The sequence below is a fragment of the Alcanivorax sp. DSM 26293 genome (assembly GCF_900107995.1).
GTDB lineage: Bacteria > Pseudomonadota > Gammaproteobacteria > Pseudomonadales > Alcanivoracaceae > Alcanivorax.
Genome location: NZ_FNUM01000008.1, coordinates 1 through 13,925, shown reverse-complemented (window position 1 = coordinate 13,925; position 13,925 = coordinate 1). Strand labels below are relative to the sequence as shown.

At 59.8% G+C, this 13,925-nt stretch carries 15 protein-coding genes; 6 read left to right on the top strand and 9 right to left on the bottom strand.

Going from position 1 to position 13,925, the window contains the following annotated elements:
- Positions 1–18: 18 nt before the first annotated feature.
- Positions 19–657: an endonuclease III gene (nth, locus tag C4S63_RS13770; protein ID WP_062816306.1), complete on the bottom strand. Its 639-nt coding sequence runs from the start codon at positions 655–657 to the stop codon at positions 19–21.
- A gap of 73 nt (positions 658–730) precedes the next feature.
- Between nth and gltS the strand changes: the two genes are divergently transcribed.
- Positions 731–1,915 (top strand): sodium/glutamate symporter, encoded by a 1,185-nt coding sequence (gene gltS, locus C4S63_RS13765; protein WP_063508069.1) that lies wholly within the window; start codon positions 731–733, stop codon positions 1,913–1,915.
- 138 nt (positions 1,916–2,053) lie between these two features.
- Here gltS and C4S63_RS13760 read toward each other — a convergent pair whose 3' ends face one another.
- Both C4S63_RS13760 and C4S63_RS13755 read right to left on the bottom strand, forming a co-directional pair.
- Positions 2,054–2,584, bottom strand: a complete 531-nt coding sequence (locus tag C4S63_RS13760) for a glycine zipper 2TM domain-containing protein (protein ID WP_103917918.1) — start codon at positions 2,582–2,584, stop codon at positions 2,054–2,056.
- 127 nt (positions 2,585–2,711) lie between these two features.
- Positions 2,712–3,272 carry a hemerythrin domain-containing protein gene (locus tag C4S63_RS13755; RefSeq protein WP_062816303.1) on the bottom strand — a complete coding sequence of 187 codons (561 nt, stop codon included), beginning with the start codon at positions 3,270–3,272 and terminating at the stop codon, positions 2,712–2,714.
- Between the two features lie 105 nt (positions 3,273–3,377).
- On the opposite strand from C4S63_RS13755, the gene C4S63_RS13750 reads away from it, so the two are divergent.
- On the top strand, positions 3,378–3,809 hold the full coding sequence (locus C4S63_RS13750; RefSeq protein ID WP_103917917.1) for a hypothetical protein: 432 nt from the start codon (positions 3,378–3,380) through the stop codon (positions 3,807–3,809).
- A 108-nt stretch (positions 3,810–3,917) separates the two neighbouring features.
- Here the strand turns inward: C4S63_RS13750 and C4S63_RS13745 are convergent, their stop codons facing one another.
- Genes C4S63_RS13745 through rsxA form a run of 6 tightly spaced genes read right to left on the bottom strand, consistent with a single transcriptional unit; the run spans position 3,918 to position 10,349 of the window.
- Positions 3,918–4,631 (bottom strand): electron transport complex subunit E, encoded by a 714-nt coding sequence (locus tag C4S63_RS13745; protein ID WP_062816301.1) that lies wholly within the window; start codon positions 4,629–4,631, stop codon positions 3,918–3,920.
- Complete coding sequence (gene rsxG, locus C4S63_RS13740) at positions 4,624–5,271, bottom strand: electron transport complex subunit RsxG (protein ID WP_103917916.1); 648 nt, start codon at positions 5,269–5,271, stop codon at positions 4,624–4,626. Before rsxG ends, C4S63_RS13745 begins: the two co-directional genes overlap by 8 nt.
- A complete protein-coding gene (rsxD, locus tag C4S63_RS13735) occupies positions 5,268–6,299 on the bottom strand; it encodes an electron transport complex subunit RsxD (protein WP_103917915.1) in 1,032 nt (343 codons plus the stop codon). Before rsxD ends, rsxG begins: the two co-directional genes overlap by 4 nt.
- Positions 6,299–9,187: an electron transport complex subunit RsxC gene (rsxC, locus tag C4S63_RS13730; RefSeq protein WP_103917914.1), complete on the bottom strand. Its 2,889-nt coding sequence runs from the start codon at positions 9,185–9,187 to the stop codon at positions 6,299–6,301. Before rsxC ends, rsxD begins: the two co-directional genes overlap by 1 nt.
- On the bottom strand, positions 9,184–9,768 hold the full coding sequence (rsxB, locus tag C4S63_RS13725) for an electron transport complex subunit RsxB (protein WP_062816297.1): 585 nt from the start codon (positions 9,766–9,768) through the stop codon (positions 9,184–9,186). Before rsxB ends, rsxC begins: the two co-directional genes overlap by 4 nt.
- On the bottom strand, positions 9,765–10,349 hold the full coding sequence (gene rsxA, locus C4S63_RS13720) for an electron transport complex subunit RsxA (RefSeq protein ID WP_035250378.1): 585 nt from the start codon (positions 10,347–10,349) through the stop codon (positions 9,765–9,767). Before rsxA ends, rsxB begins: the two co-directional genes overlap by 4 nt.
- 443 nt (positions 10,350–10,792) lie before the next feature.
- On the opposite strand from rsxA, the gene C4S63_RS13715 reads away from it, so the two are divergent.
- The 4 genes from C4S63_RS13715 to C4S63_RS13705 form a co-directional block, all read left to right on the top strand.
- Positions 10,793–11,929: an aminotransferase class V-fold PLP-dependent enzyme gene (locus C4S63_RS13715; protein ID WP_103917913.1), complete on the top strand. Its 1,137-nt coding sequence runs from the start codon at positions 10,793–10,795 to the stop codon at positions 11,927–11,929.
- 154 nt (positions 11,930–12,083) lie between these two features.
- Positions 12,084–12,740 (top strand): triacylglycerol lipase, encoded by a 657-nt coding sequence (locus tag C4S63_RS13710; protein WP_103917912.1) that lies wholly within the window; start codon positions 12,084–12,086, stop codon positions 12,738–12,740.
- 106 nt (positions 12,741–12,846) lie between these two features.
- Positions 12,847–13,449: a hypothetical protein gene (locus C4S63_RS17305; RefSeq protein ID WP_146063388.1), complete on the top strand. Its 603-nt coding sequence runs from the start codon at positions 12,847–12,849 to the stop codon at positions 13,447–13,449.
- A 201-nt stretch (positions 13,450–13,650) separates the two neighbouring features.
- The coding region (locus C4S63_RS13705; protein ID WP_146063387.1) for a transposase at positions 13,651–13,925 on the top strand (275 nt) is incomplete at its 3' end.

Below are 13,925 nucleotides of genomic sequence, written 5' to 3'. Positions count from 1 at the left end.
GGGGGGCTCAATCGCCGTTTACGAAGGCCGCTGACTTGCCGGGAACTCGCACAAATCGGCGATCAGGCATTCGCCGCACTTGGGCTTGCGTGCCGTGCACACATAGCGGCCATGCAGAATCAGCCAGTGGTGGGCATCGCGCAGGAATTCCTCCGGCACCAGTCGCACTAACCGCTTTTCCACTTCCAGCACATTCTTGCCCGGGGCAATGCGGGTGCGGTTGGACACCCGGAAGATGTGGGTATCCACCGCCATGGTGGGCAGCCCGAAGGCGGTATTGAGTACCACATTGGCAGTTTTGCGGCCCACGCCGGGTAGCGCTTCCAGCGCTTCGCGGGTGCGGGGCACCTGGCTGTCGTGCTGCTCGATGAGAATTTTACACAGTTGAATGATGTTTTCGGCCTTGGAATTAAACAGGCCGATGGTCTTGATGTACTCTTTAAGCCCGTCGACGCCCAGGGCGAAGATCGCTTCCGGTGTATTGGCGACCGGATACAACCGGGCGGTGGCCTTGTTCACCCCCACGTCCGTGGCCTGGGCAGACAGCACCACGGCCACCAGCAATTCGAAATCGTTGCTGTACTCCAGCTCGGTGGTGGGGTGAGGATTCTGGTCCCGCAGACGGGTAAAGATTTCAGTTCGTTTCTCGCGATTCATAACAGCTTCCAGTTGTCGCGGGCAGTATAGCGGATCAATTGGCGGCTCCCCAGCCGCGAACAAGGAGAAAGGGATGCAGTTTTCCGCCATGGAAACCCTGATGGTCGCATTGCTGGTGCTGGGCGCGGGTCAGTGGATTGTGCACAAGGTCGAGTTGCTGTCCCGGCTGAATATGCCCGAGCCGGTGGTGGGCGGCCTGCTGGCCACCATTATTGTGACGGTCATGCAGGTGTCCGGGATCAGCCTAACCTTTGATGAGAGCATCAAAACCCCCGCCATGTTGTTCTTCTTTGGCGCCGTGGGCCTGGCGGCGGACTTTCGCCTGTTACGACGGGGCGGCTGGGCCATGTTGCTGTTTGCGGTGCTGGTGATCGTGCTGGTGGCCCTGCAGGATCTGGTCGGTGTAATGATGGCCAAGCTCATGGGCCTGGAGGCCTGGTACGGCCTCATCGGTGGCTCGGTGACCATGACCGGTGGTCACGGCACCGGCGCGGCCTGGGCGGGCGTTTTCGAGCGGGATTTCGGCCTCACTGGCGTCAGTGAGCTGGCGGCAGCGTCTGCTACCTTTGGCCTGATATTCGGGGCCCTGCTGGGTGGGCCACTGGCCATGTTTCTGATTCGCCGCTACCGGCTCGCCGCCCCTGCCCACGGAGCGGCGGTGGAAGATGCCGGGCATGACGAGGCGGAAACGCCCCGGCCCATCTCTTCCGCCAGTGTGATCCGCATCATGATGTTGCTGGCGGTGGGGGTGGTGGTTGGCACCGTGGCGGCGGAAGAATTTGCGTCCGTGTTTCGCTTGCCCACCTTCGTGTGGGTGCTGTTTGTCTGCATTGTTCTCGGCAATACGGCGCGGCGTCTGTGGCAGGTGAACGATGCCACCATCGATGTGGTAGGCAATACCGCGCTGGGGATTTTCCTGGCGATCACGCTGATGAGTCTGCAATTACTGCAGCTGGTGGATCTGGCCCTGCCCATGCTTGCCATGCTGCTGGTGCAGGTAGGGCTGGCGCTGGCGTTTATTACTCTGGTGACCTTCCGCTTGATGGGACGCAATTATGATTCGGCGGTTCTCTGCGCTGGCCATTGCGGCTTTGCCATGGGAGCCACGCCCACGGCGGTGGCCAATATCCAGGCGGTGACCCAGCATCATGGGCCGTCGCCGCTGGCGTTTATCATCGTGCCGGTGGTGGGGGGCTTTATCGTGGATATCGCCAACGCGACCATCATCCAGACCTTTGTCTCGGTACTATCGGGCTAGGGGGTAATGCGGGCGTTTGCCAAGAGCTGCGTGCGCGATTGCAGAAAGGGGGCAAGCGAGTGACGAGTAACGAGTTTCGAAGAGCTAACCGGTTTGGCCTTTCGCTCCTCGCAACTCGCTCCTCGCAACGGCTTCCGGTTACTGGGTAACCACTTTCCCATCTTCAATGCGCAGGCGTTCGCCGGGCTTCTTGTCCATGCGAATGGTGTCTTCCTGATCATTGAAGACATAGGTCACGTCATAGCCTTCTGTGCGACGCTTGTCTTCCATCACGGTGTTACAACGCTGTTCCGTGGTGGTGTAGGTGTTTTTTTCCTGCATCCCTTTCTGGATCTGGTTGCCGGCCACACCACCGGCAATGGCACCACCGGCGGTGGCGGCATCTTTACCACTGCCGCCGCCGAACTGGTGGCCGATCACGCCACCGACCACCGCGCCGACCACGCTACCGGTAATCCGGTGTTCATCCTTGACCGGCTTCTGCCGTTGCACGGTCACTTGCTGACAGACTTCACGGGGCTCCTGCCAGGTTTTCACAATCGGGTCCACATTCACCACTTCCGCATAGCCTGAGGTGGCCGGGGTCATGGTCTGGTAGGCACCGTAGCCGACACCGGCGATGGCCACGGCCCCGGCGATACTGAGGGCGGCAACTGCTGCACTTTTCATGGCTCACTCCTTGTTTGTTGATCGTGACTAGTATGATCCCGGTGTCCATTCAAGGTTCGCCAACGGGCGCACAACAAGTGCAAAAGAATGTGAATTGTTCCGTTCAATAAAGTGCAAATAATGGCATTTACAACAAATAGATAGGCACAATAATGTCTTCTTCGTCGTCCATATGACGATGCAGTAACGCCTCCAGCTCTGACGCTTTTTGATGAGCGTTTTCCAGTTTTTGCAGGTCGTTGGCCAGCGCAGGGAAGTGGTCAAGTTGTTGGTCGATATCAGCCAGTAACGCATCCAGCGCAAGGTGATCCTGTTCCAGTATGTCGAAGCCTGCCGCCAGTCTTGGGTGATGTTGGCGTAGCATCGGGAAGACACTGCTGTCCTCGAAGCCATGGTGACTGTGCAGATTTTTCAGCAGGCTGCGACCATGGTGGCCAATAGTCGTGAATAGCTGGCGACTGCTGTCCGTCTTTCTCTCAGCATCGGCTATTTCCAGCATATGGGTGAGGGCGCCATGATACTGCCTGGCCTGTCGCTTCAGGTTGCGGTGGTTACGTTGCAGGGCCCGTGCGTCGCTGATCAGGTAGTGGGGGTGATCCCGCCACTGGTCTCGCTCGGGGCCGTACAGTTGGCGTTGAATGTCCTCGGGCATTGGTTGGCGTCGTGGAGTCACGGTTTTATGGTTCATGGCATTTCTCCTTGTTCGCTACTATGCCGTTTTGTCTGGGTGGATTGAATCGCGTTTAATAGCGCGAATTTATCGGAGAATTTGATCCATTCATGGGGGGATGGTGTGTCACAACTGGATAAACAATTGGAAGCCGAGTACTTCCACCTGACCGGGCTGATTGATTCCTTTGACCAGAAGTCGCTCACCATCAAGGCCTGGAGCGTTACCCTGGCGGGAGTGCTTGCTGGTTCCGGCGCGTTTTTCGATCGCTCGGCACTGCTCTGGGTGGGTGTGGTCGGTAGCTTGATGTTTTGGCTGGTGGAGGGGCACTGGAAGGCATTTCAGGCTGCACATTATGCGCGTATCGAAAAAATCGAAGCGCATTTTCGTGGTGAAGTGGACGATATCGCCCCGTTCCAGACTGCTGCCAGTTGGGAGCGTAGCCGCCGTGCCGGTGGGATGAGGGAGCTACTGCGCATTCTGCGCTGGCGTCATGTGTTTCTGCCGCACGGGTTGGTGGCGTTGGCTTTACTGGTGGCAGGGTTGGTGCTGTAGGAGAGACGCTCGCGCCGCCATAAACCCGTTTCGATACTCGCTTCTCGCAACTCGCGACGGCTGTTATCGCGCCGCCAGCGACGCTCCTACGGCAGGGAAGTGATGCATTTAACTGACTTTGCCGGTGGTGCGTACCCGGCGGCTGACCTTGGGCTCGTCGCTGGCTCTGGCTTTCTGGATTGCTTTCAAGCGTTTGTCGATCACGTTCTTGCCGGCAATGATCAGACCCAGGCCCACGAACGCCCCCGGCGGCAGAATGGCGAACAGGAAACCGCCGTAGTTCTCTACCACCTGTAGCTGCCAGTCCGCGGCCATGGGGCCGAACAGCAGCTGCATGTTGGTGAACAGCGTGCCCTGGCCGATCAGCTCACGCATGCCGCCAAGGATCAGCAGAATTACCAGAAAACCCAGCCCCATCATGAAACCGTCCAGGGCCGCCGGCAGTACCGGGTTCTTGCTGGCAAAGGCATCGGCCCGACCCAGCACGGTGCAGTTGGTGACGATCAGCGGAATGAAGATGCCGAGGATTTCGTAAAGCTCGAAAGTGAAGGCCTGCATCAGCATTTCGATCACCGTCACCATGGCGGCGATGATCATTACAAAAGCGGGCAGACGGACCGCATCGGTCACGTACTGACGAATCAGCGAGACACAGATATTGGAGCCCATCAGCACTACCAGGGTGGCAAGGCCCAGGCCCAGGGCGTTGACCACGGTGCCGGTCACCGCCAGCAGGGGGCAGAGGCCGAGAATCTGCACGGTGGCCGGGTTGTTATTCCACAACCCGTCCATGCTGATCTTTTTGTAATTCACATCACTCATCACAGGTCTCCGCCGGGGCTGCCTCGGAAGGTGCCTCAAAGACAGCCGTCTGGTTGGCGTCGAAATATTGCAGGGCGCGGTGCACGGCTCCCACCACGGCGCGGGGAGTGATGGTGGCGCCGGTAAAGCTGTCGAACTGGCCGCCGTCCTTCTTCACCGCCCAGCCGGCATCGGCAGGATTGCCCAGTGACAGGCCATTGAAACCATAAATCCAGTCGGATTTTTTGGTTTCGATCTTGTCGCCCAGCCCGGGTGTTTCATTGTGCGGGGGCACCACGCGCACCCCTCGAACCTTGCCTTGCATATCCACGCCAACGATCAGGGCAATGTTGCCACCGTAACCGTCCGGGGCAGTGGCTTCCAGTACGGCGCCGTTGGGCTCGCCATCCTGGCGTGCCCGGTAAATATGATGGCCGTTGCGGCCCAGCAGCGGGTCGCTGACGGTAATGCGATCGGCCAGCAGATCGTTGTCATGCCGGTCGTGGGGCATCACTTCATTGAGCGAGGCCATCAGTGCCGCCTGCTTGTTGCACTCCACCTTGCCGATGGTCAGTTCATTGGTGATGGCCAGGGCCGCGGCGGTGCTGATGGCAAACAGGCTGAGGATCACGGCGTTTTTGGTAATGGCATAACGCATCATGACTGGGTGCCCCTGTTTGGCTTGTCGTGGCCATAGGTCCGTGGCTGGGTGTAGTAATCGATAAAGGGCGCGCAAAGGTTAAGCAGTAGCACCGAGAATGCCACCGCATCCGGGTAACCGCCGAAGCTGCGGATTACCCAGATCAGCACCCCGATCAGCGCCGCATAGATCAGCCGACCGCTGCGGCTGGTGGCGGCGCTCACTGGGTCCGTGGCGATAAAGAACGCGCCGAGCATGGCCCCGCCGGAGAGGATCTGGAACATCGGATCGGCAAACCGGACCGGGTCGATCAGCCAGGCCACCAGGGCAGGCAGGGCCAGGCCGGCCAGAAAACCCACCGGGATATGCCAGGTAATGATCTTGCGGCTGATCAGATACAGACCGCCCAGCAAGAAGGCCAGGTTCACCCATTCCCAGCCGAGCCCGGCAAACTGGCCATGGAGGATGCCGTGGCTGGCCAGTTCGCTTTCATTGCCGGCCCCAGAGCTGTGGAGAGTACGGAAAGTATCCAGGGGCGTGGCGCCACTCAGGCCGTCCACCGGCAGTTGCCCGGTGAACAGCTGCCAGCTTTGCACCAGGCTGGGTGCCTCGCCGGGGGCGATCCACTGGGTCATGGCCACCGGGAAGGAAATCAGCAGCAGCACATAGCCGACCATGGCCGGGTTGAAGGGGTTCATGCCCAGGCCGCCATAGAGCTGCTTGGCGACGATAATGGCAAAGCTCACCCCTATCAGGGTCAGCCACCAGGGGGAGGTGGGAGGCAGGGCCAGGGCCAGCAGCACGGCGGTCAGCACGGCGCTGTAATCCTTCAGGTAGAAGGCCACCGGGCGACCGCGGGCTTTCAGGATCAGCGCCTCACTGACCAGCGCCACCACCACGGCCCAGAGCACATTGATGACCGTGCCCCAGCCGAACTGCCAGGTCAGCACTGCCAGGCCGGGCAGGGTGGCGTAAATCACCTGACGCATGAAGGCGCCGGTGTTGTTGCTCACCGTGGTATGGGGCGAGGTTGAAGAGATCAGTGCCATCAGTCTTGCAGTCCTTGTTCTTCCACCGCCTGCTTGAGCGCCTTGCGGGCGATCTGGGCTTCCGCCTCCAGGGCCTGTAATTCGGAACTGAGCGCTTCCAGGGTATCTTCCGAGGCGCTGTCCCGCTGCTGCTCAAGCTCGCGCTGTTTGTCGGCCAGGGCACTTTCTGCCCGGGCAGCTTCCAGCTTCAGGGTTTTCAGATCCTTGCCGGTGTGAGCGCGGATATCCGCCTTGGCTTCTTCCACCAGCGCATCCAGGGCATCGCGGGCCACATCGGCTTTGCCTTTCAGCTTGTCCACCTTCTGCTGCATGGCATTGAGTTCTTCGGCGGGTATATCGCCGTTTCGCTCACCGCGCTCCAGGGCGGCATGGGCTTCCTTGTACTGTTTGTGGGCCATGTTGTAGGCGGTTTTCAGGGCCTTGAGACGCTTCTGGCGCTTGGCCGCCACCTCCGGGTCTACCGCAGTGAGCGCCTGCGGGGCCTCGGTCTCCGGTGCCTTGGGCGTATCCGTGGGGGCTGGCGGTGTCTTGGGGGCAGCCGGGGCCGGTGCGGACGCTTTGGCCTCGCGCAGTTCGGCTTTCCAGTGGTCGGCCTCCGCTTTCAGGCGATCCGCTTCGGCGCACAACTCGGCAGCGTTGTCCGCCCCGTTCTCGTCGGCCTCTTTGGCGGCTTTGACGGCGGCCTTGTAGGCAGACGAGACTTCGCCCACCTTCTTCTTCAGGTCGGCCAGCGGGTCGGCTGGCGCAGCGGCAGGGGCCGGGGCGGGCGTGGCCGGTGCATTGGCCTTGGCGTCGCGCAGGTCGGCCTTGAGCTGGTCCGCCTTGGCTTTCAGTTCGTCCGCCTGGCTGCGCAACTCGGCGGCATTGTCAGCGCCGTTTTCTTCCGCTTCCTTGGCCGCCTTCACGGCCGCCTTGTAGGCAGAGGACACGTCACCCACCTGTTTTTTCAGGTCTGCCACCGGGTCGACCTGGGGCGCAGTTGCCGGGGTGGCGGGGGCGTTGGCCTTGGCGTCACGCAGTTCCGCCTTGAGTTTGTCGGCGGCGGCCTTTAGCTCATCGGCTTTGGCGCGTAGCTCGGCGGCGTTGTCGTCGCCATTGGCTTCCGCATCCTTGGCGGCCTTCACCGCGGTCTTGTAAGCGGACGAGGCGTCACCGACCTGTTTTTTCAGCTTGCCGACGATATCTTCCGCCGGTGCGGCGGCGGGGCCCGCTTCCTTGGCGTCACGAACGGCTGCCTTGGCCTTGTCGGCGATGGCTTTCAGGCGATCCACGTCGGCTTTCAATGCGTCCAGGTTGTCCGCGTTGTCTGCCTCGGCGGCTTTGGCCGCTTTGACGGCGGCCTTATAGGCCTTGGACGCTTCCAGGGAGGCCTGCTTGAGCGCTGCCGTATCCACGGTAGGGGCACTGGCCGTTTCGGTTTTCTTTTTGCGGTTGGCTTCCAGCCGCGCCTGGCGACGGGCTTCTTTTTCCGCCTTTTCCGCATCAATCCGGGCCTGGCGGGCTTCGAAGCGCTGGCGAGCCTTGTCGGCTTTGACCTGATCGGCTGCCTGCTGTCGCACTTCCGCCTTGGCGTAACGGTAGTACTGCACCAGCGGGATATGGCTGGGGCACACATAGGCACAGGCGCCGCACTCGATGCAGTCCATCAGGTTGTGGTGCTGGGCCTTTTCCAGATCGTCGTTCTTGGCATGCCAGTAGAGCTGCTGGGGCAGTAGGTTGGCCGGGCACACGTCGGCACAGGAACCGCAGCGGATGCAGGGCTGTTCCGGCGGCGGTTCGGGAAGCTCTTCCAGGGTGGCGGCGATGATGCAGTTGGTGGTTTTGACCACCGGCACCGCCGGGTTGTGCAGGGTGAAGCCCATCATCGGGCCGCCCATGACCAGACGACCGATATTGTCCGGGTCCACACCGCCATGGACCAACAGGTCCCGTATCGGGGTGCCCAGCAGGACCTCAAAGTTGCCCGGCTGGCGCACGCCTTCGCCGGTGAGGGTGGTCACCCGGGACAGCAACGGCTCGCCGTCGATCACCGCCCGCTTGATGGCGTAGGCGGTGCCCACGTTCTGACACACTACGCCCACCTGGGCCGGTAGCTGGCCGCTTTTTACTTCCTTGCCGGTGAGCAGCTGGATCAGCTGTTTTTCGCCACCGGAGGGGTATTTGGTGGGCACCACCCGCACCTCGATGTCGCAGCCCTTGCAGGCCCGCTTGATGGCGGAGATGGCGTCCGGCTTGTTGTCTTCGATGCCGATCAGGGTACGGCGCGGATTGAGCAGGTACTGGAGGATATGGATGCCGGCAATAATCTCCGCGGCCCGCTCGCGCATCAGGCGGTCGTCGGCGGTGATGTAGGGCTCGCACTCCACCGCATTGATTACCAGTTCTTCCACCCGCTGGTGGTCCCCCAGGTTCACCTTGATGCTGGTGGGGAAGCCGGCGCCGCCCATGCCGGCGATGCCTGCATGGCGGATGGTGTCCACCAGTTCACCGGGGCTCAGCTCGGTGTAGTCGGCCACCCCGGCGCGCTCAATCCATTCATCCTTGCCGTCGGTGTCGATGACGATACAGATGGCATCCATGCCGGACGGATGCTGGATGGCGCGGGGGCCTATGGCGCTGACGGTGCCGGAGGTGGGGGCATGAATGGCCGCGCTCACTGCACCGCTGGGTTCGGCAATCATCTGGCCTTTCAGCACCCGCTCGCCCGGTTCCACCAGCGGTTTGGCCGGAGCGCCGATGTGCATGTTCAGGGGCAGAATCAGTTGCGACGGCAGGGGGCCGGCGGCAATGGCGGTGCCATTGGAAAGATCTTTCCTTTCCGGCGGATGAATACCGCCGTGGAAGTCGTAGATTTTGCGGCTGCGTGAACGGAACAGGGTACGAATCACAGGTTCACCACCTCAATACGGCTGTCCGGGCGCTGGCCGATACCCGCGGGCCGGTTCCAGCCCCAGGTCTGCAGGGTGGGTTGCACTTCCACCATGTCGATGCAGTCCACCGGGCAGGGCTCGACGCACAGGTCGCAACCGGTGCACTCGTCCACGATTACCGTGTGCATCAGCTTGGCGGCGCCGACGATGGCATCCACGGGGCAGGCCTGGATGCATTTGGTGCAGCCGATGCACTCGTCCTCACGGATATAGGCCACCTTGGGGATGTCCGCATCCTCGGCGCCTTCGTCATCCAGGGTCAGCTCGTCACGGCCGAGCAGGTCAGTGAGGGCGTCCACGGTATCCTGGCCGCCTGGCGGGCAGCGGTTATGCTCCTCGCCTTCGGCAATGGCTTCGGCGTAGGGGCGACAGCCCGGGTGCCCGCACTGGCCACACTGGGTCTGCGGCAACAGGGAATCGATCTGGTCGACAATGGGGTCGCCCTCGACCTTGAATTTTTCCGAGGCAAAGCCCAGCACCGCACCGAACACAGCGGCCAGGGCAAGCAGGGCGGCCACGGCAATCAGCACAGCGGTCATAGCTTGATCAACCCGGAAAAGCCCATGAAGGCCAGCGACATCAGGCCGGCGGTGATCAGGCCGATGCTGGGGCCCCGGAAGGCCTCGGGCACATCGGCCACGGCAATACGCTCACGCATGGCGGCAAACAGTACCAGTACCAGGGAGAAGCCCAGTGCCGCGCCCAGCCCGTAGGTGAGCGATGACATAAAGGTGGCATCTTCCTGGCGTACATTCAGCAGCGCCACACCGAGCACCGCACAGTTGGACGTGATCAGCGGCAGGAACACGCCCAGCACCCGGTAGAGCAGGGGGCTGGCCTTCTTCACGAACATTTCGGTGAACTGCACCGCCACGGCGATCACCAGAATGAAGCTGATGGTGCGCAGGTACTCCAGTTCGAAGGGCACCAGGATATAGGCCCAGGTCAGGTAGGCGAGCACGGACGACAACGTCAGTACGAAGGTGGTCGCCAGGGACATGCCCATGGCGGTCTCGATCTTGTTGGAGACCCCCATAAAGGGACACAGCCCCAGGAACTGCACCAGGACAAAATTGTTTACCAGCACAGCGCTGATCAGAATCAGGACGTACTCTGTCATGTGATCGTGGCTCGCTTGCCGAGAAAGAAAGACGTTAAACGCTGTGTTTACAGGGCGTTAAGGGCGCATAGTATGAGGCAGCGCCCCGGTTGGCTCAAGAATGATAATGCATAAGCTTACTAGGGGGACTCTACGCCACACCCAGCACTCTCTGCGCGGCCTGAAGCACGCATCTGCTGCGTTTCGTCACTAGGAAAGGAGAACCCGCCCTGTCCGTCGCGACGAAACACAACATCTGCACACTTCAGACCACGCATAGCGCACTGGGTGAAGCATAGAGGCCCCCTCAGAAACAGTCATTGACTGCGAATTAAGCAGTTGAGGCCGGTTTTGCCATCCTTTTGGCCCTGGACGGTTGCGGCGCTGGCGGCAATCCAGTATCCAAGACAGACAATAACGCGACGAGACCGGCCAGGCGCCGGTTGCTGCAGAGGTGACCCCCCGTGACAGATTTGCCCCGTGACTTTGACCGAGACGGCCTGCTTGAGTATTCCGTGGTTTTTACCGACCGCTCCCTGAACCACATGTCCCAGCGTTTCCAGCAGGTCATGCGCGATATTTCCAGCAACCTGAAGCAGGTCTATAACGCTCACTCGGTTACCGTGGTGCCTGGCGGTGGCAGTTTCGGCATGGAAGCGGTGGCCCGCCAGTTCGCCACCGGCCAGCACTGCCTGGTGATCCGTAATGGTTTCTTCAGCTATCGCTGGAGCCAGATCTTTGAGATGGGCAGCATCCCGTCCAAAGAGACCGTATTGAAAGCGTCCCCCATCAGCGACCAGCCCCAGGCACCGTTCGCCCCGGCCCCCATTGAGCAGGTGGTTGAAACCATCAAGGCAGAAAAGCCGGCCATGGTCTTCGCCCCCCACGTGGAAACCGCCTCTGGCATCATCCTGCCGGACGACTACCTGAAACAGGTGGCCGACGCCGTGCACAGCGTGGGCGGCCTTTTCGTGCTGGACTGCATTGCCTCCGGCACCATCTGGGTGGACATGAAAGCCATCGGTGTGGACGTGCTGATCAGCGCCCCCCAGAAGGGCTGGAGCTCCTCGCCTTGCAGCGCCCTGGTGATGCTCAGCGAAGCCGCCGACCAGCGCTTGCAGGAAACCACCAGCACCAGCTTCGCCTGCGACCTGCGCAAATGGCGCGACATCATGATCGCCTATGAAAATGGCGGCCACGCCTACCATGCCACCATGCCCACCGATGCCCTGCGTGGCTTCCGTGACACCATGCTGGAAACCATGAAAGAAGGCCTCACCGCCGTGAAGGAACGCCAGTGGAAACTGGGCACCGCCGTGCGCGACCTGATGGCCAAACACGGCTTCGCCAGCGTCGCCGCCCCCGGCTTCGAAGCCCCCGGCGTGGTGGTGTCCTACACCGACAACGACACCATCAAGAGCGGTGCTGCCTTCGTCCAGCTGGGCCTGCAGACCGCCGGCGGCGTGCCGCTCATGTGCGACGAACCGGCAGACTTCAAGACCTTCCGCGTGGGCCTGTTCGGCCTGGACAAGCTGGGGGATGTGGATGCAGCGGTGGCGCGGCTGGAAAAGGCGTTGAACCAGTTAACAGTGAACAGTTAATAGTTAACAGCGGAAAGCCGGTAAAGCGATGTCTCATCTGATTCTGAGGTTGTTTATCGGCTTGATGCTTGGGATATGTTCAAGCCCCTCGACGTTGTGGGCCGAGGGGGTGGGGAGAGGGGGAGCAGCCTTGCCGAATACTGAGGGGGCAACAATGAACATTCAGGACCCCCAATGCGTCATCCTGCTCCATGGTCTGGCCCGCACTGCCCACGCCATGAAGAAAATGGCAAACGCCCTGGAGAACACTGGCTACACGGTGGTGAACCAGGGCTATCCCTCCACCAAAAAAGACATCCAGACTCTCGCCACAGAAACCCTGCCCAAAGCCCTGGCAAAATGCCCCGCCACCGGCACCATCCATTTCGTCACCCATTCCATGGGCGGCATCCTGCTGCGCCAGTACCTGAGCCAACACCGCATCGATCGACTGGGTCGCGCCGTCATGCTCGGCCCGCCCAACCAGGGCAGCGAAGTGGTGGACCGCCTGGGCGACTGGGCCCCGTTCCAGTGGTTCAACGGCCCCGCTGGCAGCCAGATGGGTACCGGCCCCGATAGCGTCCCCAACCAGCTCGGCCCGGTGGACTTCCCCCTGGGCGTCATCGCCGGTAGCGACACCATCAACTTTCTGCTCTCCACCCAATTACCCGGCCCCAATGACGGCAAGGTCACCGTGGAAAGGACGAAAGTGGAAGGCATGCAGGATCATCTGGTGTTGCCGGTGACGCATCCGTTCATGATGCGTAATGGGCACGTGATTGAACAGGTGAAGGTGTTTTTGGCGGAAGGGCGGTTTGATTATCGGAGGTAGGCGGGCAAGATGAATAGGAGTTGAATTTTTTAAATTGCATTCAATGAAAAACCGAAAATTTTAATTCGGTTTATTGTGGCGCTAATTTTTGTAAGGGGTATAAATTTTGTCGAAAGTGCCTGTGTATTTCGATAGCCGGACTTCTCATCTTTGCTTTAAGGTAGCTGAATTCAGCCATGCCATGGCAGACGCTACAAGCGAAGAGTCCTCCCGTAAGCATTATTGTATTGTGGGAATCGTTTTTTGCGCATTTGCGGTTGAGGCAATGCTTAATCATTATGGTGATATATTGGTTCGAGATTGGAAGAATACAGAGAGAAAATTGGGTGGTAAGAGGGAGCGGCATAAGACGGTTTTCGATAAGGCTAATATGCCAGGCTTTCTTGGGACATCTGTCTACCAGAAAATAAAAGAGTGTTTTTTACTGCGTGATAATCTGGCTCATGGTCGTAGTTATGATGAAATAAAGGATGTTGAAATAGATCAGCCGGGAGAGAAAGGCTCGGTATGGCAAGTGCTATCTGCAGGGAGTAGCTTAGAGGCTGAAGCAACATTCGATAGGCTGGATTGTTATATTCGTGTTGCAAATGAAATTCAAGCGCAAATTGAAAGTAATGGGGTTTATCCTAGTTGGTCGAGCAAGAGTGGGCAAAATTTTTGCGAGTGGCCTCTTAGTCTTCAGGGCGCTAGATTATGGCCGAGCAAATAACGATACTGGCTTAAAGGTCGTGGGTATAAGATATTTCAAATATTGTACCTATATTTTTCTCAAAAGGTGGGTAAATGACAACCGGGATCAAGGATTATTGGTTTTTTTTATTGCTGTGCTTTCTTCCTCTAAGGAACCTCTGAAAAACTCCCCGACTTTGCCATAATCAGGACTTTCTATCAGCCACTTGCCGGGAATGCCATGAGCCAGCTGACCTTTGCCGAAGCCGAATACGAACACAAGAAGCGCAAGACCCGGCGGGAAGTGTTCCTTGAGAAGTTGGATCAGCTTCTACCCTGGAAGGCGCTGGAGTCTACGATTGCTGTTTATTACGCCTCTGGCAGCACTGGCCGGCCGCCGTATGCGCTATCGAGCATGCTTCGCATTCATGTCATGCAGATCATCTACAACCTGAGTGATCCGGCGATGGAAGATGCCTTGTATGAGATCGAGTCCATGCGCCGTTTCGCAGGGAT

Excerpts from the sequence above, each read along its gene's own strand:
- C4S63_RS13710 (WP_103917912.1), top strand. The coding sequence starts at position 12,084 with ATGAACATTCAGGACCCCCAATGCGTCATCCTGCTCCATGGTCTGGCC.
- rsxB (WP_062816297.1), bottom strand. The coding sequence starts at position 9,768 with ATGACCGCTGTGCTGATTGCCGTGGCCGCCCTGCTTGCCCTGGCCGCT.
- C4S63_RS13745 (WP_062816301.1), bottom strand. The coding sequence starts at position 4,631 with ATGAGTGATGTGAATTACAAAAAGATCAGCATGGACGGGTTGTGGAAT.
- rsxG (WP_103917916.1), bottom strand. The coding sequence starts at position 5,271 with ATGATGCGTTATGCCATTACCAAAAACGCCGTGATCCTCAGCCTGTTT.
- rsxA (WP_035250378.1), bottom strand. The coding sequence starts at position 10,349 with ATGACAGAGTACGTCCTGATTCTGATCAGCGCTGTGCTGGTAAACAAT.
- nth (WP_062816306.1), bottom strand. The coding sequence starts at position 657 with ATGAATCGCGAGAAACGAACTGAAATCTTTACCCGTCTGCGGGACCAG.
- C4S63_RS13760 (WP_103917918.1), bottom strand. The coding sequence starts at position 2,584 with ATGAAAAGTGCAGCAGTTGCCGCCCTCAGTATCGCCGGGGCCGTGGCC.
- C4S63_RS13755 (WP_062816303.1), bottom strand. The coding sequence starts at position 3,272 with ATGAACCATAAAACCGTGACTCCACGACGCCAACCAATGCCCGAGGAC.
- rsxD (WP_103917915.1), bottom strand. The coding sequence starts at position 6,299 with ATGGCACTGATCTCTTCAACCTCGCCCCATACCACGGTGAGCAACAAC.
- gltS (WP_063508069.1), top strand. The coding sequence starts at position 731 with ATGCAGTTTTCCGCCATGGAAACCCTGATGGTCGCATTGCTGGTGCTG.